The organism is Pseudomonas bharatica CSV86 (genome assembly GCF_000319305.2).
In the GTDB taxonomy this organism is placed as follows: Bacteria; Pseudomonadota; Gammaproteobacteria; order Pseudomonadales; family Pseudomonadaceae; genus Aquipseudomonas; species Aquipseudomonas bharatica.
This window is the reverse complement of sequence record NZ_AMWJ02000001.1, coordinates 1028136-1053725: the sequence shown is the minus strand read 5'-3', so window position 1 is coordinate 1053725 and position 25590 is coordinate 1028136. Positions and strand designations below refer to the sequence as shown.

General features: G+C 60.4%; 22 protein-coding genes and 2 pseudogenes. 11 read left to right on the top strand and 13 right to left on the bottom strand.

The features are described from left to right. Positions 1–45: 45 nt before the first annotated feature. Positions 46–2238: a bifunctional 23S rRNA (guanine(2069)-N(7))-methyltransferase RlmK/23S rRNA (guanine(2445)-N(2))-methyltransferase RlmL gene (gene rlmKL, locus CSV86_RS04680; RefSeq protein WP_009404527.1), complete on the bottom strand. Its 2193-nt coding sequence runs from the start codon at positions 2236–2238 to the stop codon at positions 46–48. Between the two features lie 551 nt (positions 2239–2789). Between rlmKL and CSV86_RS04675 the strand changes: the two genes are divergently transcribed. Continuing rightward, complete coding sequence (locus CSV86_RS04675; RefSeq protein WP_009404525.1) at positions 2790–3005, top strand: BatR family protein; 216 nt, start codon at positions 2790–2792, stop codon at positions 3003–3005. Positions 3006–3151: 146 nt separating this feature from the next. Here the strand turns inward: CSV86_RS04675 and CSV86_RS04670 are convergent. Continuing rightward, positions 3152–4176: pseudogene (locus CSV86_RS04670) on the bottom strand (quinone-dependent dihydroorotate dehydrogenase). 157 nt (positions 4177–4333) lie between these two features. Between CSV86_RS04670 and CSV86_RS04665 the strand changes: the two are divergent. From CSV86_RS04665 to CSV86_RS04650, 4 genes are all read left to right on the top strand, one after another. Continuing rightward, complete coding sequence (locus tag CSV86_RS04665) at positions 4334–5524, top strand: CmpA/NrtA family ABC transporter substrate-binding protein (RefSeq protein WP_009404521.1); 1191 nt, start codon at positions 4334–4336, stop codon at positions 5522–5524. A 14-nt stretch (positions 5525–5538) separates the two neighbouring features. Continuing rightward, a complete protein-coding gene (locus CSV86_RS04660) occupies positions 5539–6114 on the top strand; it encodes an ANTAR domain-containing response regulator (RefSeq protein ID WP_009404519.1) in 576 nt (191 codons plus the stop codon). A gap of 484 nt (positions 6115–6598) precedes the next feature. After that, positions 6599–7810 carry a nitrate/nitrite transporter gene (locus CSV86_RS04655; RefSeq protein ID WP_009404517.1) on the top strand — a complete coding sequence of 404 codons (1212 nt, stop codon included), beginning with the start codon at positions 6599–6601 and terminating at the stop codon, positions 7808–7810. 5 nt (positions 7811–7815) lie between these two features. After that, complete coding sequence (locus CSV86_RS04650) at positions 7816–9486, top strand: bifunctional protein-serine/threonine kinase/phosphatase (protein WP_009404515.1); 1671 nt, start codon at positions 7816–7818, stop codon at positions 9484–9486. A gap of 61 nt (positions 9487–9547) precedes the next feature. Here the strand turns inward: CSV86_RS04650 and CSV86_RS04645 are convergent, their stop codons facing one another. From CSV86_RS04645 to CSV86_RS04610, 8 genes are all read right to left on the bottom strand, one after another. Further along, a complete protein-coding gene (locus tag CSV86_RS04645; protein WP_009404513.1) occupies positions 9548–10588 on the bottom strand; it encodes an OmpA family protein in 1041 nt (346 codons plus the stop codon). 111 nt (positions 10589–10699) lie between these two features. Further along, positions 10700–11266 (bottom strand): RNA polymerase sigma factor SigX, encoded by a 567-nt coding sequence (gene sigX, locus CSV86_RS04640; protein WP_009404511.1) that lies wholly within the window; start codon positions 11264–11266, stop codon positions 10700–10702. A gap of 113 nt (positions 11267–11379) precedes the next feature. Continuing rightward, complete coding sequence (locus CSV86_RS04635; protein WP_009404509.1) at positions 11380–12204, bottom strand: mechanosensitive ion channel family protein; 825 nt, start codon at positions 12202–12204, stop codon at positions 11380–11382. Positions 12205–12206: 2 nt separating this feature from the next. Beyond that, complete coding sequence (locus tag CSV86_RS04630; RefSeq protein WP_009404506.1) at positions 12207–12452, bottom strand: hypothetical protein; 246 nt, start codon at positions 12450–12452, stop codon at positions 12207–12209. 542 nt (positions 12453–12994) lie between these two features. Then, positions 12995–13990: a divalent cation transporter CmaX gene (gene cmaX, locus CSV86_RS04625; protein WP_009404505.1), complete on the bottom strand. Its 996-nt coding sequence runs from the start codon at positions 13988–13990 to the stop codon at positions 12995–12997. 27 nt (positions 13991–14017) lie between these two features. Further along, positions 14018–14506 (bottom strand): ribonuclease E activity regulator RraA, encoded by a 489-nt coding sequence (rraA, locus tag CSV86_RS04620; protein WP_009404503.1) that lies wholly within the window; start codon positions 14504–14506, stop codon positions 14018–14020. A gap of 97 nt (positions 14507–14603) precedes the next feature. Continuing rightward, positions 14604–14903, bottom strand: coding sequence for a Rieske (2Fe-2S) protein (locus tag CSV86_RS04615; RefSeq protein ID WP_037061725.1), 300 nt, complete (start codon positions 14901–14903; stop codon positions 14604–14606). 45 nt (positions 14904–14948) lie between these two features. Beyond that, positions 14949–15947 carry an alpha/beta fold hydrolase gene (locus tag CSV86_RS04610; protein ID WP_009404499.1) on the bottom strand — a complete coding sequence of 333 codons (999 nt, stop codon included), beginning with the start codon at positions 15945–15947 and terminating at the stop codon, positions 14949–14951. A gap of 136 nt (positions 15948–16083) precedes the next feature. Here CSV86_RS04610 and CSV86_RS04605 point away from each other — a divergent pair, with 136 nt between their 5' ends. Further along, a complete protein-coding gene (locus CSV86_RS04605) occupies positions 16084–16272 on the top strand; it encodes a hypothetical protein (RefSeq protein ID WP_170394405.1) in 189 nt (62 codons plus the stop codon). A 69-nt stretch (positions 16273–16341) separates the two neighbouring features. On the opposite strand, the gene ppsA is transcribed toward CSV86_RS04605, so the two are convergent. Then, entirely contained in the window at positions 16342–18717 is a 2376-nt protein-coding gene (gene ppsA, locus CSV86_RS04600; protein ID WP_009395493.1) for a phosphoenolpyruvate synthase, read from the bottom strand. 188 nt (positions 18718–18905) lie between these two features. Between ppsA and ppsR the strand changes: the two genes are divergently transcribed. Further along, a complete protein-coding gene (ppsR, locus tag CSV86_RS04595; RefSeq protein ID WP_009395495.1) occupies positions 18906–19724 on the top strand; it encodes a posphoenolpyruvate synthetase regulatory kinase/phosphorylase PpsR in 819 nt (272 codons plus the stop codon). Positions 19725–19938: 214 nt separating this feature from the next. On the opposite strand, the gene CSV86_RS04590 is transcribed toward ppsR, so the two are convergent. After that, complete coding sequence (locus tag CSV86_RS04590) at positions 19939–20709, bottom strand: hypothetical protein (protein ID WP_158487695.1); 771 nt, start codon at positions 20707–20709, stop codon at positions 19939–19941. Between the two features lie 250 nt (positions 20710–20959). On the opposite strand from CSV86_RS04590, the gene CSV86_RS04585 reads away from it, so the two are divergent. Continuing rightward, on the top strand, positions 20960–21970 hold the full coding sequence (locus CSV86_RS04585; RefSeq protein ID WP_170394402.1) for a hypothetical protein: 1011 nt from the start codon (positions 20960–20962) through the stop codon (positions 21968–21970). Positions 21971–21984: 14 nt separating this feature from the next. Here the strand turns inward: CSV86_RS04585 and CSV86_RS04580 are convergent, their stop codons facing one another. Further along, positions 21985–22407, bottom strand: coding sequence for a very short patch repair endonuclease (locus CSV86_RS04580; protein ID WP_009395498.1), 423 nt, complete (start codon positions 22405–22407; stop codon positions 21985–21987). A gap of 28 nt (positions 22408–22435) precedes the next feature. Between CSV86_RS04580 and CSV86_RS33255 the strand changes: the two are divergent. From CSV86_RS33255 to CSV86_RS31645, 3 genes and pseudogenes are all read left to right on the top strand, one after another. Further along, positions 22436–24086 (top strand): annotated as a pseudogene (locus CSV86_RS33255) (DNA cytosine methyltransferase). A 1-nt stretch (position 24087) separates the two neighbouring features. Next, positions 24088–24612, top strand: a complete 525-nt coding sequence (locus CSV86_RS31650) for an ATP-binding protein (RefSeq protein ID WP_240160372.1) — start codon at positions 24088–24090, stop codon at positions 24610–24612. A 152-nt stretch (positions 24613–24764) separates the two neighbouring features. Beyond that, positions 24765–25583, top strand: coding sequence for a hypothetical protein (locus CSV86_RS31645; protein ID WP_240160371.1), 819 nt, complete (start codon positions 24765–24767; stop codon positions 25581–25583). The last annotated feature ends 7 nt before the right edge of the window (positions 25584–25590 follow it).

Here is a 25590-nt window from a genome sequence, read left to right as displayed (position 1 = left end):
TAGCCAGTCGCCACACTCGCGAGAGCCCCTCGGTCGTCATTCGGATCACCGGGCCTGGATGCGCCAGGCCCGATGGATCATGCTGTTGCGTGCAAAATCCGGGTCCAGGGTGGTGGCGCTGATTTCCTCGACGGCGTAACGCGCCTGCAGGTGCTCGTCGAGCTGGAACTTGCGGAAGTTGTTGGAGAAGTACAGCACGCCGCCCGGCGCCAGGCGGGCCATGGCCAGGTCGAGCAGTTGCACGTGGTCGCGCTGCACGTCGAACACCCCTTCCATGCGCTTGGAGTTGGAGAAGGTCGGCGGGTCGATGAAGATCAGGTCGTACTGCTCGCGGTTGCCCTGCAGCCAGGCCATCACGTCGCCCTGCTCCAGGCGGTTCTTGTCGGAGTAGCCATTGAGCGACAGGTTGCGCCGCGCCCAGTCCAGGTAGGTTTTCGACAGGTCGACGCTGGTGGTGCTGCGCGCGCCGCCCTTGGCTGCGTGCACGCTGGCCGTGGCGGTGTAGCAGAACAGGTTGAGGAAGCGCTTGCCGGCAGCCTCGCGCTGGATGCGCATGCGCATCGGGCGGTGGTCGAGGAACAGGCCGGTGTCCAGGTAATCGGTCAGGTTGACCAGCAGCTTGACCCCGCCTTCGCTGACTTCGAGGAATTGTCCCTGGCTGTTCTGCCGCTCGTACTGGCGGGTGCCGCTTTGCCGCTCGCGGCGCTTGACCACCACCTTGCTCTGATCGACGCCCAGCGCCTGCGGGATGGCCGCCAGCGCATCGAACAACCGGGCCTGGGCCTTTTCCGGATCGACCGAACGCGGTGCGGCGTATTCCTGTACATGCACCCAACCCTGGTAGAGATCGACAGCCAGGGCGTACTCGGGCATGTCGGCGTCATACAGGCGGTAGCAGGTGATGTGCTCGCGCTTGGCCCACTTGCCCAGTTGCTTGAGGTTCTTTTGCAGGCGGTTGGCGAACATCTGCCCGCCTTCGCTCAGGCGCGCCGGCTCGGCGGCAGCGGCCTGGGCCGGGCGCTCCTGGTCCTGGTTGCGCTCGGTGCTGCGGCGTTCGCCGGTGACGAACTGGTCCGGCTGCACCTTGATCAGCAGCAGCTTGCACGGCAAGGCGCCGTTCCAGAACGCATATTGCTTATGGCTGCGAATGCCCATGCGCTTGCCCAGGTCCGGGGCACCGGTGAACACCGCCGCTTCCCAGCCGAGACAGGCCTGGCGCAGGCGCTCGCCAAGGTTCTGGTAGAGGTAGAGCAGGCTGGCTTCGTCGCCAAGGCGCTCGCCGTAGGGCGGGTTGCTGATCACCAGGCCTTTCTGGTTCTGGTCCGGGCGCGGTTCGAAGGTGCCGACTTCGCCCTGGTAGATCTTGACCCAATCGCTCAGCCCGGCGCGCTCGACGTTATTACGCCCGGGTTGGATCAAGCGCGGATCGGCTTCGTAACCGCGGATCCACAGCGGCGGACGGGCCAGGCCGGCTTCGGCACGGGCGCGGGCTTCGTCATGGACCTTGCGCCACAGCGCCGGCACGTGGCCGAGCCAGGAGGTGAAGCCCCAGCGCTCGCGCTTGAGGTTGGGCGCGATATCGGCGGCGATCATCGCCGCTTCGACGAGGAAGGTCCCGACACCGCACATCGGGTCGGCCAGGGCTCCGCCTTCGGCGGCGATGCGTGGCCAGCCGGCGCGGATCAGCACGGCGGCGGCGAGGTTTTCCTTGAGCGGCGCGGCGCCCTGCTGCAGGCGGTAGCCGCGCTGGTGCAGGCTGTGGCCGGACAGGTCGAGGGACAGGATGGCCTCGCCACGCTCCAGGCGCAGGTGCACGCGCAGATCCGGGTTGAGCTTGTCGATCGACGGCCGCTCGCCCTGGGCGTTGCGCAGCTTGTCGACGATGGCGTCCTTGACCTTCAGGGCACCGAAGTGGGTGTTGTCGATACCCGAGCCGTGGCCGCTGAACTCCACGGCCAGGGTGCCGGCGGCGTCCAGGTGCTCCTGCCAGTCAACGTCATGGACGCCGTCGTACAGGTCGTCGGCGTTCTTCATGTTGAAGCGCTTGAGCACCAGCAGCACGCGGTTGGCCAGGCGCGACCAGAGGCACAGCCGGTAGGCGGTTTCCATATCGGCCGAGCCGCGCAGGGCAGAAGTGTGCTCGCGCACATCCTCCAGGCCGAGGCCGCGGGCCTCATCGGCGAGCAGGCCTTCCAGGCCTTTGGGACAGGTGAGGTAAAGTTCGAAACGGTCCGACATGGGTCAAGTCCAGCCTTGTAGTGAAGAAGCGAACGCATCGCTCTCCAGAGTTTGATCGGGTGCCTTCCGCAAGCACCCGAGTGGCACTGGCTTTGTACGATAAGTACAAACCCGATATGCCGGGCCACCCGCGATGCCTTTTCGCGGACAGCAAAAAGGCTTTGATCGCCAGGCAGAACGAAAAATTCTGTTGCTGAAGGATGCGAATGCGACCCTTCGTCGTTTAGTCGGTCAGCGCCGGAAAACCTTCGCGGCGATGGCCTTTTGCTTCAAAGGCCGGGTAACTCCTGATGATAGTTGGCTTTACCCGGGATCTGCCTCTGACGCAATTTTTTACTTATCCCCTCACCCATGGAAAGGTTACGTGCTTATGACAATTCGTTCGTTCACACGCTTCGCCCCATTGGTTAGAACTCAACTCAGGTCGTGACCGCAACGGTACGACACTTCTGCTCGCCACGCCGGCAGCGAGCGCACACCGGCAGAAAGAATCTGCCCGACCTCAACGAGGTCGACGGGACATTACAGTCAACAAATGAGGGCAGTACCCTATGAGAAGACTTAAGCGTGATCCGTTGGAAAGAGCATTTTCACGTGGCTACCAATACGGAGTCACCGGCAAATCCCGGGAGCTTTGCCCCTTCACCCTACCGTCGGTGCGCCAGGCATGGATCAATGGCTGGCGCGAGGGACGGGGCGACAATTGGGATGGAATGACCGGCACCGCAGGTATCCATAGACTCAACGAAGTTCACGCCGTTGGCTGATCGAGGAGCGTAACCGTTTCAACCGTTTTACATGCGCGCCCTATCCGGGCGGCGGGCTAAGGCCCAGGGGCCCCTTTCGGGGCCCTTTTTATTGGTTCCGAAGTGCCTGCGCGAGGATCATGCTGCGCAGACCCTTCTCTTACGAATTATCTTCCGGGCATCGCAGCGATAGCATCAACCGACTCACGGATCAACGCCGGGCCTTTATAGATGAAGCCGGAGTAGATCTGCACCAGGCTCGCACCGGCTGCGATCTTCTCGGCCGCATGGCGACCTTCGGTGATACCGCCCGCCGCAATGATCGGCATGCGCCCGGCCAGCTCGCCCGCCAGGACCTTCACCGTGTGGGTGCTCTTCTCACGCACCGGGGCACCGGACAGGCCGCCCGCTTCGTTGCCATGCTCCAGCCCTTCGACACCTTCGCGGCCGAGGGTGGTGTTGGTGGCAATCACCGCATCCATTCCCGACTCCAGCAGGGCCGAGGCGACCAGCGCGGTTTCCTCGTCGGTCATGTCCGGCGCGATCTTGATCGCCACCGGGACCCGCTTGCCGTGGCTCAGGGCCAGTTCTTCACGGCGCACGGCCAGGGCGTCCAGCAGTTGCTTGAGCGAGTCGCCGAACTGCAGGCTGCGCAGGCCCGGGGTGTTGGGCGAGCTGACGTTGACGGTGATGTAGCTGGCATGGTTGTAGACCTTGTCCAGGCAGATCAGGTAGTCGTCCACGGCGCGCTCGACCGGGGTGTCGAAATTCTTGCCGATATTGATGCCCAGCACGCCCTGGTAGCGAGCGGCGCGCACGCGCTCGATCAGGTTGTCCACGCCGAGGTTGTTGAAGCCCATGCGGTTGATGATCGCCTCGGCCTGCGGCAGGCGGAAGATCCGCGGTTTCGGGTTGCCCGGCTGCGCACGCGGGGTCACGGTGCCGATCTCGACGAAGCCGAAACCGAGCTGGGCGAAACCGTCGATGGCCGCGCCGTTCTTGTCCAGGCCAGCGGCCAGGCCCACCGGATTGGGAAGTCCAGGCCCATGACCTTCACCGGCAGGCGCGCCGGCGCCTTGGTCAACAGTCCGTTGAGGCCCAGGCGGCCGCCGGCACCGATCAGGTCAAGCGACAGGTCGTGGGAAGTTTCCGGGGACAGTTTGAACAACAGCTGGCGGGCCAGGGTATACATGGGCGGGCTTGGCTCAGGATTTGGAGAGGTGGCGATTATAGCCATGGCGGCGGTTGCATGACAGCGCCTTGGCATATGGGTTGCTTGAGCGCCTGCATGGGGCCGGCGCCGTGCGCGCACCGGCCAAGCGCTTTACCTGCCGGGCGACTGCACTGCGATGACCGATTTTTCTCCCTCCCCCCTGGCATGGCTGCATGGCAGCGATGCACCGGAAAAAACCAGCCTGAACATCGGCTTCATGGCCCTGAGCGACTGCGCGCCGCTGGTGGTGGCCGCCACCCAGGGCTTTGCCCAGCCCCACGGCCTGACGCTCAACCTCAAGCGCCAGACCTCCTGGGCCGGGCTGCGCGATGGGCTGCTCAGCGGCGAACTGGATGCCGCCCATTGCCTGTATGGCCTGACCTACGCGGTACACCTGGGCATCGGCGGCGTTGCGCCGACGCCCATGGCGGTGCTGATGGGCCTGAACCACAACGGACAGGCGATCAACCTGTCGCCGGACTTGCAGGCGATTGGCGTGACCAGCCCTGAGGCACTGGAACGTCACGTGCACCAAAGTCGGACAAAACTGACGTTCGCGCAGACTTTTCCCACAGGCACTCACGCCATGTGGCTGTACTACTGGCTCGCCAGCCAGGGCATTCACCCCTTGCAAGACGTCAATAGCGTGGTGGTGCCACCGGCGCAGATGGTTGCGCACCTGCGTGCCGGACGCATCGACGGCTTCTGCGTAGGCGAGCCCTGGTCGGCCAATGCGGTGAACCAGCGCATGGGCTTTACCCTGGCCACCAGCCAGTCGATCTGGCCGGACCACCCGGAAAAGGTCCTGGCGAGCACCGCCGGCTTCGCCCGGCAATACCCCAACAGCGCCCGGGCGCTGGTCGCCTCGGTACTCGCCGCCAGCCGCTTTATCGAACAGAGCCCGGAAAACCTGCGGGCCACCGCACGCCTGCTCAGCGCCGAAAACTATCTTGATGCGCCGCTGGCGGACATCGAACCGCGCATGCTGGGCGACTACAGCGACGGCCTCGGCAATCACTGGCACGATGCCCACGGCCTGCGCCTGCACGACGATGGCCGGGCCAACCTGCCGTGGCTTTCGGACGGCATGTGGTTCATGACCCAGTTCCGTCGCTGGGGCCTGCTGCGCGACGACCCCGACTACCTCGCGGTCGCCCGCGAGGTGCAGCAACTGGGCCTGTACCGCGATGCGGCGACCAGCCTGGGCATCGACTGTCCCGTAGCGTCCATGCGCAGCAGCCAGTTGATCGATGGCAGCGTCTGGGATGGCAGCGACCCGCACGGCTACGCCCATGGCTTCCGCCTGCATGCCCTGTCCGGCCAGTAACGGGAGTTGCCCTGATGCTGCGAATCCTGTTGATCGACGACACCGAAAAAAAGGTCGGCCGCCTGCGCACGGCGCTGGTCGAGGCCGGCTTCGAAGTGATCGAGGCGTCCGGCCTGACCATCGACCTGCCGGCGCGCGTCGAAGCGGTGCGTCCGGACGTGATCCTGATCGATACCGAGTCACCGGGCCGCGACGTGATGGACCAGGTGGTGCTGGTCAGCCGCGACCTGCCGCGGCCGATCGTGATGTTCACCGACGAGCACGATCCGGCGGTGATGCGCCAGGCGATCCAGGCCGGGGTCAGCGCTTATATCGTCGAAGGCATCCATGCCCGGCGCCTGCAACCGATCCTCGACGTGGCCATGGCCCGCTTCGAAAGCGACCAGGCGCTCAAGGCCCAGCTCCAGGCGCGCGACCAGCAACTGGCGGAGCGCAAGCGCATCGAACTGGCCAAGGGCCTGCTGATGAAGATGAAGGACTGCGACGAAGAACAGGCCTACACCCTGATGCGCCGGCAGGCCATGAGCAAGCAGCAGAAGCTGGTGCAGGTGGCGGAGCAGATCATCGCGATGCATGACTTGTTGGGTTGAGGTGTTCTTCAGGGCCTCATCGCTGGCAAGCCAGCTCCCACAGGGGCTATATGTCGAACACACACCCCATAGCTGGCTCAGAACCTTGTGGGAGCTGGCTTGCCAGCGATTGGGCACGACCTGACACCATCATTGCTCAAGCCGGCCCCATTGCTGGCAAGCCAGCTCCCACAGGGGCTATGTGTCGAACACACATCCCATAGCTGGCCCAAAACCTTGTGGGAGCTGGCTTGCCAGCGATTGCGCCTGGCCTGACACCATCATTGCTCAAGCCGGCCCCATTGCTGGCAAGCCAGCTCCCACAGGGCTATGTGTCGGACACAAATCCCATGACAGGCATCTGGCCCAGCTCTTGCTAGGAATATTCCGGTAGCCAACGGCGGTTGCCCCAACCCCCAATACCGACAAAGACGTCGCTCTCCCCCTCGCCACCCATGCGAGCCGGGAAGCGGCGTTTTTTTGTTTCAGCCCCGTGAGGTGTCCCATGAATACGAGCTTCTGGAAATCCGGGCATGTCCCGACCCTGTTTGCCGCTTTCCTGTATTTCGACCTGAGCTTCATGGTCTGGTACCTGCTCGGCCCGCTCGCCGTGCAGATCGCCACCGATCTGCAACTCACCGCGCAACAACGCGGGCTGATGGTGGCGACGCCGATTCTTGCCGGCGCGGTGCTGCGCTTCGTCATGGGCATCCTCGTAGACCGCCTCTCCCCCAAGACCGCCGGCCTGATCGGCCAGGTGATCGTTATCGTCGCCCTGTTCAGCGCCTGGAAGCTGGGGGTCAACAGCTACGAGCAGGCCCTTCTGCTCGGGGTGTTCCTCGGTGTGGCCGGGGCTTCGTTCGCGGTGTCCCTGCCGCTGGCCTCGCAGTGGTATCCACCGCAGCATCAGGGCAAGGCCATGGGTATCGCCGGCGCGGGGAACTCCGGCACCGTGTTCGCCGCCCTGCTGGCGCCGGTGCTGGCCGCCGCCTACGGCTGGAACAACGTGTTCGGCTTTGCTGTACTGCCGCTGGCGCTGACGGTCGTGCTCTTCGCCCTGCTGGCGCGCAACGCCCCGCAGCGGCCGAAACCCAAGGCCGTGGCCGATTACCTCAAGGCCCTGGGCGACCGTGACAGCTGGTGGTTCATGTTCTTCTACAGCGTGACCTTCGGCGGCTTCATCGGCCTGGCCAGCGCCCTGCCCGGCTACTTCAACGACCAGTACGGCCTCGACCCGGTCAAGGCCGGCTACTACACCGCCGCCTGCGTCTTCGCCGGTAGCCTAATGCGTCCGCTGGGCGGCGCCTTGGCCGACCGCTTCGGCGGTATTCGCACCCTGCTGGCGATGTACAGCGTGGCGGCGGTGTGCATTGCCGCAGTCGGCTTCAACCTGCCCAGTTCGATAGCGGCGCTGGCCCTGTTCGTCAGCGCCATGCTCGGCCTTGGTGCGGGCAACGGTGCGGTGTTCCAGTTGGTGCCACAGCGCTTCCGCCAGGAAATCGGGGTCATGACCGGGCTGATCGGCATGGCCGGCGGTATCGGTGGCTTCCTCCTGGCCGCCGGCCTGGGCGCGATCAAGCAGCACAGCGGTGATTACCAGCTGGGCTTGTGGCTGTTCGCCAGCCTCGGCGTGCTGGCCTGGTTCGGCCTGCATGGGGTCAAGCGCCGCTGGCGCACCACCTGGGGCTCCGCCGCCGTTACGGCAGCGCGGGTCTGACGCCGGTGAGCCTGCGACTGAGCATCGCCCAAGCCAGCGCCAGCGGCCCGCGGGAAGAAAACCAGGACGCCACGCGCCTGGTTACCCCAGGGCCCGAGCTGGCGGCGAGCAAGGGCTACCTGGTCGCCCTCGCCGACGGTGTCAGCCAGTGCGCCGACGGCGGCCTGGCGGCGCGGGCCAGCCTGCAGGCGTTGGCCATGGACTACTACGCCACGCCGCCCACCTGGGGCGTGGCCCAGGCCCTGGACCGTCTGCTGTCGGCGCAGAATCGCTGGCTGCGGGCGAACGGCGGCGGCCAGCCGCTGCTGACCACCCTGACCGCACTGGTGCTGCGTGGCCGGCGCTTTACCCTGGCCCATGTCGGCGATTGCCGGGCCTATCGCTGGCATACCGGGCAGTTGCGGCGCATCAGCCAGGACCATGTCTGGGACCAGCCCGGCATGCAGCATGTGCTCAAGCGCGCCCTCGGCCTGGATGAGCATCTGCTGGTGGATTACCAGGAAGGCGAGCTGCAGCAGGGCGAACGCTTCGTCCTGCTCAGCGATGGTGTCTGGTGCATGCTCAACGACAGGCAGATCGCCAGCGTCCTGCGCGATACCCCGGACCTTCAGCAAGCAGCAGACACCCTGGTGCGCATGGCCCACCTGGCCGGCAGCCAGGACAATGCCAGTGCGGTGCTGGCCGGGGTCGAGGAACTCGGTGCCAGCAGCCTTGGCGACACCCTGGCGCAATTGCATCACTGGCCACTGCCGCCGAACCTGCGTCCGGGGCAATCCTTCGAGGGCTGGCAGGTCGAAAGTATCGTCGGCAAGAGCCGTCAATCCCTGCTCTACCGCGTGCTCGATCGCCAGGGGCAAGCCTGGCTGCTGAAAACCCTGCCGGCCAGCCGCGAGCAGGACGCAGGCGCCCAGCAAGCGCTGTTGATGGAAGAATGGTTCCTGCGCCGGGTAGCCGGGCGCTGCTTTCCCGAAGTACACCCGGGCAACCAGCGCCAGCACCTGTACTACCTGATGCGCGAGTACCCGGGCCAGACCCTGGCCGGGCACTTCCAGCAACATGGCCCGCTGCCCCTGGCGCAATGGCTGGATATCGCCCGCCAGACCCTGCGCGCAGCAGGCATGCTGCACCGGCGCAACATCCTGCACCGCGATATCAAGCCGGAAAACCTGCACCTGGGCGATGACGGCCAGGTACGCCTGCTGGACTTCGGCCTGGCCTTCTGCCCGGGCCTGTCGGAGGAACCTTCGCAGGATCTGCCCGGCACGCCCTCGTTCATCGCGCCGGAAGCCTACGACGGGCAACCGCCGTCGGTGCAACAAGACCTTTACGCCGTGGGCGTCAGCCTTTTCTGGCTGCTCACCGGGCATTATCCCTACGGCGAGATCGAAGCCTTCCAGCATCCGCGGTTCACCACGTCCACCAGCGCTGCACGCCTGCGCCCGGACCTACCGGAATGGCTGGAGCACAACCTGGCCCAGGCGCTGGCCAGCGACCCGCGTCAGCGCTTCGAAACCGCCGAGCAATGGCTGTTGCTGCTCGACCAGGGCGAACACCAGCCCCTCGCCCTGCGCGCGAAACCCTTGTTGGAGCGCGAACCTCTGAAAGTCTGGCGTGGCCTGGCGCTGTTGTCGCTGCTGTTGAACCTGGTGCTGCTGATCGGCCTGCTGAAAGGCTGACGAACCGCAGAAAAAGAAAAACCCGGCCGAGGCCGGGTTTTTCTAGTAGCGCTTAGACCAATTACTTGGCTTGGGCTTCTACTTGAGCTTCTACGCGACGGTTAACGGCGCGGCCAGCTTCAGTGGCGTTGTCGGCAACCGGACGGGTCTCACCGTAGCCAACCGACTGAACGCGGCTCGACTCAACACCGTACTGCTGGGTCAGAACCTGCTTAACGGCGTTTGCACGACGCTCGGACAGTTTCTGGTTGTAAGCGTCAGGACCGACGGAGTCAGTGTGACCTTCAACGGTGGTGGTGGTTTGTGGGTACTGCTTCATGAAGTCAGCCAGGTTCTTGATGTCGCCGTAGCTGTTTGGCTTCACGACCGACTTGTCGAAGTCGAACTTGACGTCCAGCTCAACGCGAACGACTTCGGCAACAGCCGGGCAGCCATCGGCGTCAACGGTAACGTTGGCCGGGGTGTCAGGGCACTTGTCGACGTTGTCGCAAACGCCGTCGTTGTCGCTGTCGGAGCAGACTTCAGCAACCGGAGCCGGTGCTGGAGCTGGTTGCTTGCCGCCGCTGCCGCCGAAGTTCAGACCAACACCAACGCTCGGGCCCCACTCGGTGTAGCCGCCGTCGATGTTGTAGTTGGCTTCAACGCCGGCACGGGCGAAGAAGTTGTCGGTGATGTACCACTTGGCACCAGCGCCCAGGTTGGCGAAGGTGGAGTGATCACGGCCGTTGCGGGTAGCTTGACCCAGGCTTTCGTGGGCGAAACCGGCCGAAACGTACGGGCGCAGCGCGTCACCAACGGTACCGAAGTGGTAGGTAGCGTCCAGCTTGGCTTTGGAACCCTTGATGTCCTTGTTGAAGACTTCGCCACGAGCGTTGTGAGTCTCGTTGTAGCCCAGGTCCAGGGACAGGTCGTCGGTCAGGAAGTAGCCCAGACGCACGCCAGGGTTGGTGCCGTCATTCTTGAAGTTACGCTCACTGTCGTAGTACTGCTTGGTGACGTTGCCTTCAATTTCGACTGCGCCTTGGCCTTGAGCCAGTACGCCGAAGGAAGTGGCGGCGACCAGCGAACCAATGGCCAAGCCCAAGGTGTTTTTCAATTTCATCCGTTAAATCCCCATTTGGTGATTGTTAAGTCGTCCCCACCAATAACCGGGGGACAACTCGTCGGCAAGTTTAGCAGAACTCACCGAACCGTTAGAGAATTTTCCGACAGACTAAGTTTCCATCTGCCCGGAAAATTTCTCGCGAAGCTTGTCCAGCGCGCGCTTGTAACGCATTTTCGTTGCGCTCAAGCCCATGTGCATGATGTCGGCTATTTCCTGGAACTCCAGCTCTGCGACAAATCGCAGCACCAGGATTTCTCGGTCGATGGGGTTCACATGAACCAGCCACCTGTCCAGCCCGCCCTTCTCTTCCGGCTTCGGCGACTTCTCTTCAGAGGCCTCCTCGACCGGGTCCAGGCTCAGGGCATCCATCAACCGGCGCTTGCGTCGCTCCTTGCGGTACTGGGTAATGCACTCGTTGTAAGTGATGCTGTAGAGCCAGGTCTTGAACTTGGACTTGCCCTCGAAGTTCTTCAACCCATAGAGCACCTTCAGCATCACCTCCTGACAGACATCGTCCGCATCGCGATCGTTCCCGAGATAACGTGCGCATACGTTAAAAAGGGTGCGCTGATAGCGCCGCATGAGTTCTTCATAGGCGCGGGTGACATGAAAAAGCTCCTCATGCGAACGCGCCACCAACTCCTCATCGGTGAGTTCGCGGGGGTCGTAACGCATGGGCAGCGGTGAGGTTCTATTCAAAACAAATCAGGCCGACAGTCAGGTATTCATCGCCGCCTGCCCGGAGGGGGCAGTTTTGCGGCGGCATACATTAGCAGAGATTTGCCCGGTCAGCGGCTACTGACACGCTGTTCCAGCAGGGTCCGGTTGGACAGCGAGACCAGGTCGCCTTCGTCGGTCAGCACTACCGTCTTCACCGTGCCGATCTCTTCGATCTGGCCTTCGACGTCGCCAATTCGCACTTCCTGCCCTACCTGGTACAGCTCGCGCACATAGATGCCGGCGATGATCTGCCCGGCGATCTCGCGGCTGCCCAGGCCCATGGCCAGCGCAACGGCCAGACCAACGGTAATCAGGCCGATGACGATCACGTGGTTGAGCAGGTCGGTCTTGACTTCGAGCTGGCTGATGGCGACCGAGATACTGATGATGATCACCAGGCCCTGGGCGATGCGCCCCAGGCCGGCGGCGTATTCCAGGCCGATGCCTTCGGCGGCGCCCCGCACCAGGCCGTTGGCCACCTGGGCCAGCAGCAGGCCGGCGAGCAGCACCAGGGCACCGCCGAACACTTTCGGCAGGTACAGGGCGAGCATGTCGAGGGTCGCCGACACCCGTTCCAGGCCCAGGGACTCGGCGGCGGAAACCAGGAATACCAGGAGCACGAACCAGTAGACGATCTTGCCGATCAGGGTCGAGATCGGCACCTGGATGCCGACCCGGCCGAGCATCTTGGTCAGGCCGGTACCGCTCATCAGGCGGTCCAGGCCCAGCTTGGCCAGAAGTTTGGACAGCAGGGTATCGAGCAGCTTGGCGACCACGAAGCCAAGCAGCACGACGACCAGGGCGCCAAACAGGTTGGGGATGAAGTTCGCGACTTTGGTCCACAACGCGGTCATTGCGGTGACCAGGCTCTGGGTCCAGAGATCAAGTTCCATATTCAATCGGCCTTATCAGCTTTTTTGGAAGCGGTGCGGCGAACCGGCGCGACATGCGCCGAGCCATTGTTGATGGCGATCATCAGCGCCTGGCCCCAACGGCCAAGCAGGCTGAACATATCGCCGGCGCCGACCTGGCGGTTGGCGGTTTTCAGCACACGCCCAAGGCAAGCGTCGTCATCGCGCTCCAGGGCGGAGGGCGAAGCCTTGAGCATGTCGCGCAGGGATTGTTCAAACGGATCGTGCATGGGCACCTCGCGTAATGTCTGTCAGAGACGAGGTCGCCTTGTTGTGGGTCACATGAACAATTTGGCCTGAAACAGGTTTTGCCGTCGCCTCGGACCCTGTGGGAGCGGGTTTACCCGCGATTGCGGTGGTGAGGCCACTGTTGCTATCGCTGGCAAGCCAGCTCCCACAGGTTTCTCGGCCAACCGCGGGTTTTGTGTGCGCCACGGTCATTGTGGGAGCTGGCTTGCCAGCGATTGCGGTGGTGCGGCCACTATCGTAATCGCGGGTGAACCCGCTCCCACAGGTTTCTCGGCCAACCGCGGGTTTTGTGTGCGACACGGTCATTGTGGGAGCTGGCTTGCCAGCGATTGCGGTGGTGAGGCCACTATCGTAATCGCGGGTGAACCCGCTCCCACAGGTTTCTCGGCCAACCGCGGGTTTTGTGTTCGACACGGTCACTGTGGGAGCGGGTTTACCCGCGATTACGGTGGTGGGGCCACTGTTGCTATCGCTGGCAAGCCAGCTCCCACAGGGTTCGCGGTGTGCTTTGATCAGCATGGCGTCAAACCCACCGCAACCGGCGGAACAGCCACCATTGCCCCAGGGCCAGGCCCACCACCAGCAGGCTGGCATAGAGGAAGCCATAGGGACTTGCCGACCCGGGAATCCCGCCAACATTGATGCCCAGCAGCCCGGTGACAAAACTCATCGGCAGGAAAATGCAGGTAATGATGCCGAACCGGTACATGGTCCGGTTCATCCGCTCATTCAGCCGCCGGTCCTCGCTTTCCAGCACCAGCGCCACCCGTTCGCGGGTCAGTTCCAGCTCTTCGAGGTAGCGGATCAGGCTGTTGTTCAGCTCGTTCCAGTAGTCGGCATCATCCTCGACGAACCACGGGCATTTGTTGCGCGCCAGTTGCGCGTAGATTTCCCGCTGCGGCGCGAGAAAACGGCGCAGGCCCGCGGCGCGGCGGCGCATCTGCTGCAGGGCGCCGTGCTCCGGGGTGTAGCGTTCGTCGGCTTCGAGCTTTTCTTCCTGGTCATCGACCAGTTCCGACAGGTCGGAAACCACCGCCTGGATCTTGTCGGTGAGCAACTGGGCCAGGCTCAGCAGCAATTCCGACGCGGTACGCGGCCCGCGTCCTTCATCCAGTTGCTGCAGCAACTCGTCGGTAGCCCGTAACGGCCGCAGGCGCAGCGAGATCACCCGCTGCGCTTCGGCGAAGATACGCACCGAGACCATGTCTTCAGGCTCGGCACCGGGATTGAGGTTGATCCCGCGCAGGAACAGGAGCATCTGCGCATCTGGCAGCGGCAGCATGCGCGGGCGGGTGTTTTCTTCCAGCAACAGGTCGCAGGAGAATTCGTTCAGGCCGCTGTCCTGGCGCAGCCAGGTCTGGGTTTGCGGGTGGCCGCGGTCCCAGTGCAGCCAGAGGCTTTCCTCCGGCTGCAGCACCAGGCCGTCGAGCTGCGTCCGAGCGATGGAACGCGCACCGCCCCTGCCATCGAGCACCAGGGCATGAACCAGCCCCCATTGCGCGTTTTCTTCCTCGAACATCCTTACCCCATCGTCCTGTTTGCGTGATTACTCGGGCATCTTCAGCGGGCTGGGCGAGATGATCACGCCGTTGTTGTCCGCATAGACGTATTGCCCCGGGTGGAAGGTGACACCGGCGAAGGTCACCGCGACATTCAGGTCGCCGATACCACGCTTGTCGGTCTTCATCGGGTGGCTGGCCAGGGCCTGCACGCCGACGTCGGTCTGCGCCAGGACGTCCACATCGCGCACGCACCCGTAGATCACCAGGCCTTCCCAGCCATTCTTCGCCGCCTTCTCGGCGAGCATGTCGCCCAGCAGCGCACGGCGCAGCGAACCGCCGCCATCGACCACCAGGACCTTGCCCTTGCCATCCAGCTCGACCTGCTCCTTGACCAGCGAGTTGTCTTCGAAGCACTTGATGGTGACGATTTCGCCGCCGAACGAATCGCGACCGCCGAAGTTGCTGAACATCGGCTCCAGCACCTGCACCAGTTCAGGGTAGGCGTCGCACAAATCGGGCGTTACGTAATGCATGGGAAAACTCCTGTCAGTACCAAGATGAATGGATGTCGGAATTCACGATCACTGAAACGGACGAAACCTGGCAATACGGCTTTAGACCAGATCCAGCCTACAGGTCAATGCCGATACGGTCACCTTCATAGGCCAGGCTGATCAGGTTCAGCGCTGCGCAGCCCGGCTGCAAGGCGCGCCCCGAGGCCAGGCTGAAGCTCAGCCCATGCCGCGGACACCTCAGCACATCGCCCTCCAGGGTCGCCGCGGCCAGCGGCGCGCCCTGGTGCGGGCAACGGTCTTCGAGCAGCACCGGGCGGTTATCCACCACCAGCAGCAACAAGGCCTGGCCGTTGACGCGGAAGGTCTTGCGATATCCGTCGTGCAGATTGATCAGACGCTCGAGGGCAACGAACATGAAAAGAACCCAGAAAATGACCATTTATCCGAAAAGCGTCACATCTTAGCCGCTAACCACTTCCTGCGAAACTTCCGCCGGCGCCGGACGCTCGACCATCGACAACGGATCACGCACCCAGCGCTCCACCAACGGCCAGACCTGCGCCTGCGCCGCCTTGCTCACCAGCATATCCACATGTCCGAAGTTGTCGAATCCGTGGGCCACGCCGAGGGTGACGAAGCGCTTGTCCTCGCTGCCGATCTGCTCGAACAGCTTGCGGCAGGCCCAGACCGGATCCTGGAAGTCCCCTGCCCCGCCCACGGCCAATACCGGCACACGAACCTCGGCCAGGCCGGCCCACCAGTCGCGGTCTTTCTCACCGAAACGCCCGAACAGCCCGAACCAGCGCATGCTCTCGATGGCCAGGCCGATCGGCTCGTCTTCCGGCCCGCGCTTGAGCCGCGAGCCGGAAATATGCGGGAAGCGCTTGAGCAGCAGGCGACTGCCCCACTCCACCGGCGGGATCTTCAGCGGCCAATAGGTACGGCTGACCTGGGTGCCGAAGAAGGCGGCGCTGGCGATCAGCGACTCGTCCAGATAACGCCCGCCCAAGGCCGCCGCCAGGGTGGTGCCGCCGAGGGAATGGCCGAGCCAGTGCGCCGGCTGCCCGGTTTGCTCGTGGACGAAGGCGGCGATGGCCGGCAGATCGTAGCCCGCGTAGTCGGCCACGCGATTGCGCGCATAGTCGCGATTGCGCGGCGACAGGCCGTGGCCGCGCATTTCCGGAATCCACACATCGAAACCGGCCCGCGCCAGCATCGCGCCCAGGCCGATGCCCTTCGGCGAAAACCAGAAGCGCCGGTTGGAAAAACTGCCGTGCAGAAGGATCACCGGCACGCCCCGGGCCCGCTCCTGGTCGGCCAGGCCAAGGCGGGTCAGCGCCAGCTCGACACTCGGGTCAGGGCTGTTGCCGGCCTTCAGGCGGTACACGTCCTCGCTCAGGTCGCCGCAACGTTCGGCCCTGAGCAGGGCCACGGGAAATAGGGAGCTGCTGCTTTGCATAGGGTTCTTGTACGAAAAAGGGCGCGGCTGTGCTTGTCTTGGGATTTTCAGCGCTCTCAAGATCGAGCGCCGCCCGCGCGGCGCATCGCTGGCAAGCCAGCTCCCACATTTGTTGCATCGTGCCATGGCCTGCCAGATGTCCGTTGTCAGCCTTTGGATGTTCGGCGATATATCGCGCCGTAAAAACAAAGCGGCCAACTATGGCCTGACAGGCATAGGTACGTTGCAGCAAGTGTGGGAGCTGGCTTGCCAGCGATGCGCCGCGCGGGCGGCGCTCGATCCTGAGAACGCCGAAAAACCCTCGGCATGCGCCAGCCTTCACTGAACACACCCTGAATAAAAAGCAAAGCGCCGGCATCCCCAAGAGAATGCCGGCGCCGATCCAACTAGCGCATCAAGCCTGAGCCTGACCCTCGGCCAGGAAGAACCAGGTTTCCAGCACGGAGTCAGGGTTCAGGGACACGCTTTCGATGCCCTGTTCCATCAGCCACTTGGCCAGGTCTGGGTGGTCCGAAGGGCCCTGGCCGCAGATGCCGATGTACTTGCCGGCCTTGTTGCACGCCTGGATGGCGTTGGCCAGCAGCTTCTTGACCGCCGGGTTACGTTCATCGAACAGGTGGGCGATGATCCCGGAGTCGCGGTCCAGGCCCAAGGTCAGCTGGGTCAGGTCGTTGGAACCGATGGAGAAGCCGTCGAAGTATTCGAGGAACTCGTCCGCCAGGATGGCGTTGGACGGCAGTTCGCACATCATGATCACGCGCAGGCCGTTGACGCCGCGGCCCAGGCCGTTCTCGGCGAGCAGGTCGACCACCTGGCTGGCTTCGCCCAGGGTACGCACGAACGGCACCATGATCTCGACGTTGGTCAGGCCCATCTCGTTGCGCACACGCTTCAGCGCACGGCATTCCAGCTCGAAGCAGTCACGGAACGACTCGCTGATGTAGCGCGACGCACCGCGGAAGCCCAGCATCGGGTTTTCTTCTTCCGGCTCGTACAGCTTGCCGCCGATCAGGTTGGCGTATTCGTTGGACTTGAAGTCCGACAGACGCACAATCACCTTCTTCGGCCAGAACGCCGCGGCCAGGGTGCTGATGCCCTCGACCAGCTTCTCGACGTAGAAACCCACCGGATCGTTGTAGCCGGCGATGCGCTTGTCGACGCTATCCTTCAGCTCTTGCGGCAGGCCCGCGTAGTTCAGCAGTGCTTTCGGGTGCACGCCGATCATGCGGTTGATGATGAATTCCAGACGGGCCAGGCCCACACCTGCGTTCGGCAGCTGGGCGAAGTCGAAGGCGCGGTCCGGGTTGCCGACGTTCATCATGATCTTGAACGGCAGCTCGGGCATGGCGTCCACCGAGTTCTGACGCACATCGAAGCCCAGCTCGCCTTCGAAGATGAAACCGGTATCGCCTTCGGCGCAGGAAACGGTCACGCCCTGGCCGTCTTTCAGCACCTGGGTGGCGTTGCCGCAACCGACCACCGCCGGAATACCCAGCTCACGGGCAATGATCGCCGCGTGGCAGGTACGGCCGCCGCGGTTGGTCACGATGGCGCTGGCGCGCTTCATCACCGGTTCCCAGTCCGGGTCGGTCATGTCGGAAACCAGCACGTCGCCCGGCTGGACCTTGTCCATTTCCGATACGTCGTGGATCACACGGACTTTACCAGCGCCGATACGCTGACCGATGGCACGGCCTTCGACCAGCACGGTGCCCTTCTCTTTCAGCAGGTAGCGCTCCATCACATTGGCGCTGGCGCGGCTCTTCACGGTTTCAGGACGGGCCTGCACGATGTACAGCTTGCCGTCGTCGCCGTCCTTCGCCCATTCGATGTCCATCGGACGCTGGTAGTGCTTCTCGATGATCATCGCCTGCTTGGCCAGCTCGGCCACTTCGGCGTCGGTCAGGCAGAAACGCGCGCGGTCGGCGCGGTCCACATCCACCACCTTGACCGAACGACCAGCCTTGGCTTCGTCGCCGTAGACCATCTTGATCGCCTTGCTGCCCAGGTTGCGGCGCAGGATGGCCGGGCGGCCGGCTTCGAGGGTGTTCTTGTGGACGTAGAACTCGTCCGGGTTGACCGCGCCTTGCACCACGGTCTCACCCAGGCCGTAGGCACCGGTAATGAAGACCACGTCGCGGAAGCCCGATTCGGTATCCAGGGTGAACATCACCCCGGCCGTTCCGGTTTCCGAACGCACCATGCGCTGCACACCGGCAGACAGGGCCACCAGCTTATGGTCGAAGCCCTGGTGCACGCGGTAGGAAATGGCGCGGTCGTTGAAGAGGGAGGCGAACACTTCCTTGGCCGCGCGGATCACGTTGTCCACGCCACGGATATTAAGGAAGGTTTCCTGCTGGCCGGCGAAGGACGCGTCGGGCAGGTCTTCGGCGGTGGCGGAAGAGCGCACGGCCACGGCCATGTTCTCGTTGCCGTTGGCCATGGCGGCGAAGGCGGTACGGATTTCCGCGTCCAGGCGCGCCGGGAACTCGGCTTCCATCACCCACTGGCGGATCTGCGCGCCGGTCTTGGCCAGGGCGTTCACGTCGTCCACATCCAGCGCATCGAGTGCGGCATGGATCTTGTCGTTCAGGCCGCTCTGCTCGAGGAAGTCACGGTACGCCTGAGCCGTAGTGGCAAAGCCGCCCGGTACCGAAACACCGGCACCTGCGAGGTTACTGATCATCTCGCCCAGGGATGCGTTCTTGCCCCCCACATGCTCCACATCATGGACGCCGAGCTTATCGAGGGAAACTACGTACTCTACCAAGGTGATCTCTCCACTAACTGTATTGGAAAAGCTCAGGACGCCGGCGAATCCCCGCTGGGGCTGGCCGGGCGCTTGTGGCCTGGACCTGGAAAATAAGTGAGAATGCCGACGATGTCGTTACGATGGCGTTCGGCAAACCGAACCTATCATATCCAAGAATCGTCACCAGCTTAAGGCCCATGGCGCAAATGAAACGATCCGCCTTCTTCATTTCCGACGGCACCGGCATCACCGCGGAGACCCTCGGGCAAAGTCTTCTAGCCCAATTCGAGAACATTCCGTTCAACAAGTTCACCCGCCCGTACATCGACAGCGTCGACAAGGCCCGGGTGATGGTGCAGCAGATCAACGCCGCGGCCGAGCGTGACGGCGTACGCCCGATCATCTTCGACACCATCGTCAACCAGGACATCCGCGAGGTGCTCGCCACCTCCAACGGCTTCATGATCGACATCTTCTCCACCTTCCTCGCCCCGCTGGAGCAGGAGCTCACGGCCCACTCGTCGTATTCCGTGGGGAAATCGCACTCGATCGGCGGCAACTCCAACTACATGGAGCGGATCGAGGCGGTGAACTTTGCGCTGGATAACGATGACGGGGCGCGGACGCATTACTACGACAAGGCGGATCTGATCCTGGTGGGGGTTTCGCGGTGTGGGAAGACGCCGACTTGTCTGTACATGGCTATGCAGTTTGGGATTCGGGCGGCGAACTATCCGCTGACCGAGGATGATATGGAGCGGCTGCAACTGCCGGCGGCGTTGAAGAATCATCAGCACAAGCTGTTTGGTCTGACTATCGATCCGGACCGGTTGACGGCTATTCGGCATGAGCGGAAGCCGAATAGTCGGTATGCGAGCTTTGCGCAGTGCGAGTTTGAGGTAAGGGAAGTGGAGAATCTGTTCCGGCGGGAGAATATTCCGCATATCAATTCCACGCATTTTTCGGTGGAGGAGATTTCGGCAAAGATTTTGGTGGAGAAGGGGGTGGAGCGGCGGTTCAAATAGTGAGCCCAGCAGCTCAGCCCGGCTGGGCTGCCCCAAAGACAACCCCGGTCCAGCACGTATCATGGCCCGCAGTGATAGTTAGCTGATCTAGATTCCATGAGAAATCACCCCAGAGTTATTTGGCAAAAACGGATTAGAGGCCCGGGAGAAAAGCGTTAGGTGGAACAGGCGATCATGTAACTCCAAAGAAAAGGTTTTAAAGCGTAGCTCAAAGCTATAGGACGCCCATCCTAGAGCGATCGATGCAATCTAACAGACAGCATACAAGTTCCGCGTCACTACCGGCACCACCAAATTGTTCTACATCTCTTATGCAGTTTTGAACCAGTGGAGACCACCGCCCTTTAGCTTCCTTGCTGAGCAAGGACAGAATGCTCTCCCCTGGCGATTCAATATTCTTGAAAGCATCAAGCTCCTCACGAAGCACTGAATACTCCTCTTCTTTTACAGGCATATCGCCAGTCAGCGCGTGCTCATCACTCTCACCAGCCACAGATTGCTTTGAAGTCACAAACTGTACCGCGCCAAGAAACTCTGAAATAGCTTGAATCGCGCCGAGACTCAGGTACCGCACCGTTCCCAAGTGGGTGTTACGGCGAGGCGAGTGAGGTAAGTAAAAATCTACCTGCTCTCCATCTCCTAAAACAAGGTCGCTCCACTCTCGCAACGTGTAGCCGTCGGAGACTCGCGGATAGTTTTTTCGCAACTGCAACCGCCATATTGCTTGATTACTGAGTGAGGTTGGATCCACAAGCACCCCGTACTTACGCAGCAAATCATGGGTAACCTTTATTCGTGGGTCGAGGAGAGTAGAATTCATTTCAAACTTGAATGGTCCATCTGCCGATGTATCAATCGCTTTCAGAAGACCCAGTAGCCGAGCAAGCAAATTTTGCTCGCCAGAGGCATCTGGGATAATCCATTCATTAGCCAAGGCTTGAGCACAACTCAACGCTTCAGCATCTGGTTTTGAGGTTGATCCCATGAGCCACTCCCTTAGTAATCGATACAGCGCTACTCGAAATACATACAAGCATCACGCTGGTATGCGTGGCTAGACCTGCGTCAACCGGATGATCCGGCTACCCGCCTAGACCAGATTTGGGTGTCCTCCGTCGGAGCTTGAAAACGGACCCTGTACTCTGAAAAAAAACGTTGGCATTATTGGCGAAATGCCATCATCGCGCAAATTCAGCAACGTCTTACACGAGAACTCAAAAGTGATAGTGCGGGTCATGATCGCCGGACGCGAGATTGATCGAATCGAGTCTACGCAGCGAGGGGTTAGCGGCGAGAATCTGGTTCGATATAGAAGAAGGATCTGGCCAGTTGATAATGGCTGCATTCACGTGGATTCCTTGCCAGCCATGCCCATGCTCTCACATGGCAGATCGCACAACCCCGCTGGTTTGAGCCTAGCCGAATCGCCACTGCCGACACGCCTCATCGACTGCACTGTCTTGCTAAGGTCTGAGTTTCCTGCCTTAGGTGACGCCGCGATACTCTCGATTGCGACTCTTGCCCAGGTGGGGTTGGAGCTGCTTGCTAGAGAAACCCTCCTAGACTTTCTCGACATTCTCGATCCCAGCAATCAGTTCGCTAATGATGACTCATCCCAAGGGCCTATCCGAGCCAAGGGGCTCGAAATAGACCTTTCAGCTTTCAGCTCCGATGCGAAGGAGTCTGATGAGTGGGATGTGGATTGGCTACCACAAAAAGCTTGGGAAGCGCCTGAGCAGGATGATAGCGAACTTAGGGATCTTGCAAATGATGCCCAAACCCAGATTGGCGCACATGCGGTCCATACATCAGACGTCGGCGCCATCGATTTTGGTGGCTTGACAGGCGACGACGACTGGCTAATTGAGACCCCAAACTCAACGTCACCAATCAGCACAACTCGCGAAGGAACGACCTCAGGCCTATCGGCAGCTTCTGCTATCAGCGCATCGGGCGCTGTACTCCCAAGCCCCAGAACCGCTTCACTCCCAGCTCAGCATCTGTCGTTCATCGTGGAACAGACCTTACTCCTAAACGAAACCTCTCTGGAGGTGCTCAGGTATTTCATGGACAATCCAGGAGACAACAGCTCTCACGCCGAATCCGTCACAGGATGTTCTCGTGGCATGATCAACGGCTTGCTCAACGGAACGCTAAGCCGTTACGTAGAAAAAACAAGGTCCGGAGGATGGTCCTGTTACGCATGGGTACCAGATGTGATGGCTGCTATTGATGATCGCCAGTAAATGAAGTCTCGAGATCACCGGACGATGTCGCGGCTTCGGAGGTCGAACAACATCCTTTCGAGCGTAGCTAAGGAGTGCTTGATTTCGCATTCCCAAATGATCAGGACTGACCACCCTGCTTCCTCCAAAGCAGCCTTGTTACGCATGTCTCGCTCGACGTTAGACCCGAATTTCTTTTCCCAAAAATCGGCGTTTGTCTTAGGCACAGTTGCATACCTGCACCCTGGATGTCGATGCCAGAAACAACCATGTATAAATATACAGGTCATAAATTTGGGCAGTACAATATCTGGGCTTCCCGGGAGATCCCTACGATGAAGCCGAAACCGATAACCGTTGGCATGCAGGAACCTCCGGACAAATACCTCAGGCTTGGTGTTCCGCCCCTTGATGCCCGCCATCATCCGAGAGCGGGTTGCCGTGTCAACGATGTCCATTCCTCACCTTTTTCAGCAGTGTGATTTTATGAGCCGTACCTATCCCATCCAGGTAGTCGATCTTTTTGCAGGACCTGGCGGCCTTGGAGAGGGTTTTTCCTCACATTGTAGTGGCGGCAGTGAATCCTTCGAAATCAAGGTGTCCGCCGAGATGGAGTCATCCGCGCACTCGACTCTCCGTCTTCGTGCGTTCTATCGACTGCTTAAACGTGAGCGCCCCGAGAACCTAGAAGACTACTACCACTTCTGTGAGACCGCGGATGTTGAAAAACCTTACACCGAACGCAGCTACTCAGCATGGCGCCATGCCGAGAGCGAAGCTCAACAGATCGAGCTAGGCACACCGGAGGGCAATACCAAGCTAGACCAACTCCTAAAGGATAGATTGGACGAATCCAAACCTTGGGTTTTGATTGGCGGCCCACCTTGCCAAGCATACTCTGTAGTAGGTAGAGCAAGAAACAAAGGTAATCTCGACTACAAACCCGAAAACGACCATCGACATTTTCTTTATCGAGAATATCTGAGAATCATTCAACAAAAGCGGCCTGCTATATTTGTGATGGAGAATGTAAAAGGCATTCTTTCATCCACGGTTGGCGGCCAAAGCATGTTCCCCCAGATACTTCGCGACTTGGCTGACCCGGATGCCGCATTCGGAAAAGCACGACCGGCCCAAAGTACCGAATCTGTTCCTTGGTAGCGGACGATATTTACGAAAGTGGCGCCTCTCCCGATAGTGTATCGCCTGCGAACTATATTATTCACGCTGAAAAATTTGGCATACCTCAAGCAAGACATCGGGTCATTTTGCTGGGTGTTTCCGAAGAGTACGCAGGCGCCGTAACCGAGCATAAACTATCTCCATCCACTGCTCCGAATGTAGATCAAGTTATCGGAAACCTACCTCCTTTACGCAGCACTCTTTCTCGTCAAATAGACTCATCGGAGTTGTGGGCCGAAACTGTAAGGCAACACTTGCGCGAGCTCGGAGAAGCCAGTGGAAAATACAGTGGCTCGAATATTGATAGCCTCAAACTGGCCAGCCGCTTGGCAATCATGAGCAAATCTTTTTCAAGTCACGGTTTGAGCAATGGCGGCCTGAGGATGATGAAGCGGCCAGAGTGGGATGGAAGAACTGAGACTCATCTAGACAGTTGGCTTTCTGATGACCGTTTGCGCTTTTGGCTTAATCATGAAGCTAGAGGACATATGACCTCTGACCTTCGCCGGTATGTTTATGCTGCCATTTTTGCCGATATCAAAAAACGCTCACCGAAAGGTCATGAAGATTTCAACCTTCCGGGACTAGAACCCGATCACAAAAACTGGAAAACCGGTAAATTTAGCGATCGCTTTAGAGTACAGCGTGCGGGCGTACCTGCGACGACTATTACCAGCCATATCGCGAAAGATGGCCATTACTTCATTCATTATGATGCAAAGCAGTGCAGAAGCCTCACTGTACGGGAAGCTGCAAGACTACAGACCTTTCCAGACAATTATTTCTTCTTAGGAAATAGAACTCAGCAATTCCACCAAGTAGGAATGCGGTACCTCCGCTACTCGCATCACAAATCGCAGAAATAGTTGTTCGCATCCTAAAAAGCGGAAAAGCTACCGAGACTTCCTCAAACACCCCGACCAAGCAATTCAGCATGTTCGAAACGGAGAGCTGAGATGGTTCCTCATCACTTCAAAAGCCGTAATGCTCCGCCCAAAGCGAGTGCGATGGTCGAAGCTTTGCGTGGCCTAGGGTACAACGTGCAGACCGCGCTTGCCGACATTATCGACAACAGTATTGCTGCTGGTGCGAGCGAGATTCGCTTGGAGTTTCACTGGGCTGAGGATAGGAGCCGAATATCCTGTCTTGATAATGGTAGTGGAATGAACGCCGCCGAGATCGATCGAGCTATGCGTCTCGGCGAACGTAGTCCTTTGGAAGAACGATCCCCCACAGATCTAGGCCGCTTCGGCATGGGCTTGAAAACTGCTTCGTTCTCACAATGCAGAAGACTGACTGTCGCCAGTCTCGGCACTGACGGGCTACAAGTATTACGCTGGGACCTAGACTATTTAGCATCCAGCCCGGACAATGGATGGCATCTTTTGGAGGGTCCTGCCCCTGGTTCAGAGGAACATCTAAACTCTTTATCCAACGTTAAGCATGGCACCTTGGTTCTGTGGGAGGTTCTCGACAGGTAATAACAGAAGGAAGTACTTCCAGAGACTTTCTTAATGTAGCGGACAACGTTGAACAGCATCTTGGAATGGTCTTTCACCGCTATTTAGATGGAAATCGCCCTCGACTTCGAATCTACCTTAACAACCAACCTGTCAAACCATGGGATCCCTTTATGAGTGGCCATCCCGCCAAGCCCTATAACCCACCTCCCTTCAGGCATCCAAACATTGCAGGTGTAACAGCCGAGTGTCACGTTTTGCCTCATAAAGACCGGCTCACAACAAATGAATTCGACGCACTTGCTGGCCCCGAAGGTTGGACTGCTCAACAAGGCTTCTATGTCTACAGGAATGAGCGGTTATTAGTGGCCGGCAGTTGGCTAGGGCTCGGTTCAGGAAGATCTTGGACCAAAGATGAGGCACATAGACTCGCTAGAATCCGTATCGACATTCCAAACTCGGCAGACGCAGATTGGAAGATTGATATAAGAAAGTCTACCGCCAGACCTCCTGTGTACCTCCGCGCATGGTTGACTACCTTGGCCGAAGAAACCAGAAGCCGAGCCAGACGAGCCTTCGCCCACCGTGGCAAACCGATGCTTCTAGGAAAAAACCAACTAATCGAGGCATGGAAAGCCGAAAGATTAGCGAATGGGGTACGATATCGCGTGGATCCAGATCACCCAGCAATTAGAGCAGTTCTAGATGATGCTGGAGCGTTGCTTCCACAGATAAAAGCAATGCTGCGTGTCATCGAGGAAACTGTCCCAGTTCAACGTATATGGATTGATACAGCCGAGAACAAAGACACTCCGGCCACTGGATTTGAGCTGACGCCTCCCGAGGAAGTTTTAGGCCATTTGAATACGCTATATCGAATATATGTTCAAAGGAAAGGGTACTCACCCTCTGCAGCTAAAGCCCAGCTACGCATCACGGAACCATTCCACTCTTTTCCAACACTCATAGACTCACTTCCCGATACTTTCTAATGGAGCT

Coding starts and splice junctions, on each gene's coding strand:
- CSV86_RS04645 (WP_009404513.1), bottom strand. CDS start 10,588: ATGAAATTGAAAAACACCTTGGGCTTGGCCATTGGTTCGCTGGTCGCC.
- CSV86_RS04665 (WP_009404521.1), top strand. CDS start 4,334: ATGACCGATTTTTCTCCCTCCCCCCTGGCATGGCTGCATGGCAGCGAT.
- CSV86_RS31645 (WP_240160371.1), top strand. CDS start 24,765: ATGAGTGGCCATCCCGCCAAGCCCTATAACCCACCTCCCTTCAGGCAT.
- cmaX (WP_009404505.1), bottom strand. CDS start 13,990: ATGTTCGAGGAAGAAAACGCGCAATGGGGGCTGGTTCATGCCCTGGTG.
- ppsR (WP_009395495.1), top strand. CDS start 18,906: ATGAAACGATCCGCCTTCTTCATTTCCGACGGCACCGGCATCACCGCG.
- CSV86_RS04660 (WP_009404519.1), top strand. CDS start 5,539: ATGCTGCGAATCCTGTTGATCGACGACACCGAAAAAAAGGTCGGCCGC.
- CSV86_RS04630 (WP_009404506.1), bottom strand. CDS start 12,452: ATGCACGATCCGTTTGAACAATCCCTGCGCGACATGCTCAAGGCTTCG.
- CSV86_RS04615 (WP_037061725.1), bottom strand. CDS start 14,903: ATGTTCGTTGCCCTCGAGCGTCTGATCAATCTGCACGACGGATATCGC.
- CSV86_RS04635 (WP_009404509.1), bottom strand. CDS start 12,204: ATGGAACTTGATCTCTGGACCCAGAGCCTGGTCACCGCAATGACCGCG.
- CSV86_RS04675 (WP_009404525.1), top strand. CDS start 2,790: ATGAGAAGACTTAAGCGTGATCCGTTGGAAAGAGCATTTTCACGTGGC.
- CSV86_RS04580 (WP_009395498.1), bottom strand. CDS start 22,407: ATGGACATCGTTGACACGGCAACCCGCTCTCGGATGATGGCGGGCATC.
- CSV86_RS04655 (WP_009404517.1), top strand. CDS start 6,599: ATGAATACGAGCTTCTGGAAATCCGGGCATGTCCCGACCCTGTTTGCC.
- rraA (WP_009404503.1), bottom strand. CDS start 14,506: ATGCATTACGTAACGCCCGATTTGTGCGACGCCTACCCTGAACTGGTG.
- CSV86_RS04590 (WP_158487695.1), bottom strand. CDS start 20,709: ATGGGATCAACCTCAAAACCAGATGCTGAAGCGTTGAGTTGTGCTCAA.
- CSV86_RS04585 (WP_170394402.1), top strand. CDS start 20,960: ATGATCGCCGGACGCGAGATTGATCGAATCGAGTCTACGCAGCGAGGG.
- CSV86_RS04605 (WP_170394405.1), top strand. CDS start 16,084: ATGTCCGTTGTCAGCCTTTGGATGTTCGGCGATATATCGCGCCGTAAA.
- sigX (WP_009404511.1), bottom strand. CDS start 11,266: ATGCGTTACGACCCCCGCGAACTCACCGATGAGGAGTTGGTGGCGCGT.
- rlmKL (WP_009404527.1), bottom strand. CDS start 2,238: ATGTCGGACCGTTTCGAACTTTACCTCACCTGTCCCAAAGGCCTGGAA.
- CSV86_RS31650 (WP_240160372.1), top strand. CDS start 24,088: ATGGTTCCTCATCACTTCAAAAGCCGTAATGCTCCGCCCAAAGCGAGT.
- CSV86_RS04610 (WP_009404499.1), bottom strand. CDS start 15,947: ATGCAAAGCAGCAGCTCCCTATTTCCCGTGGCCCTGCTCAGGGCCGAA.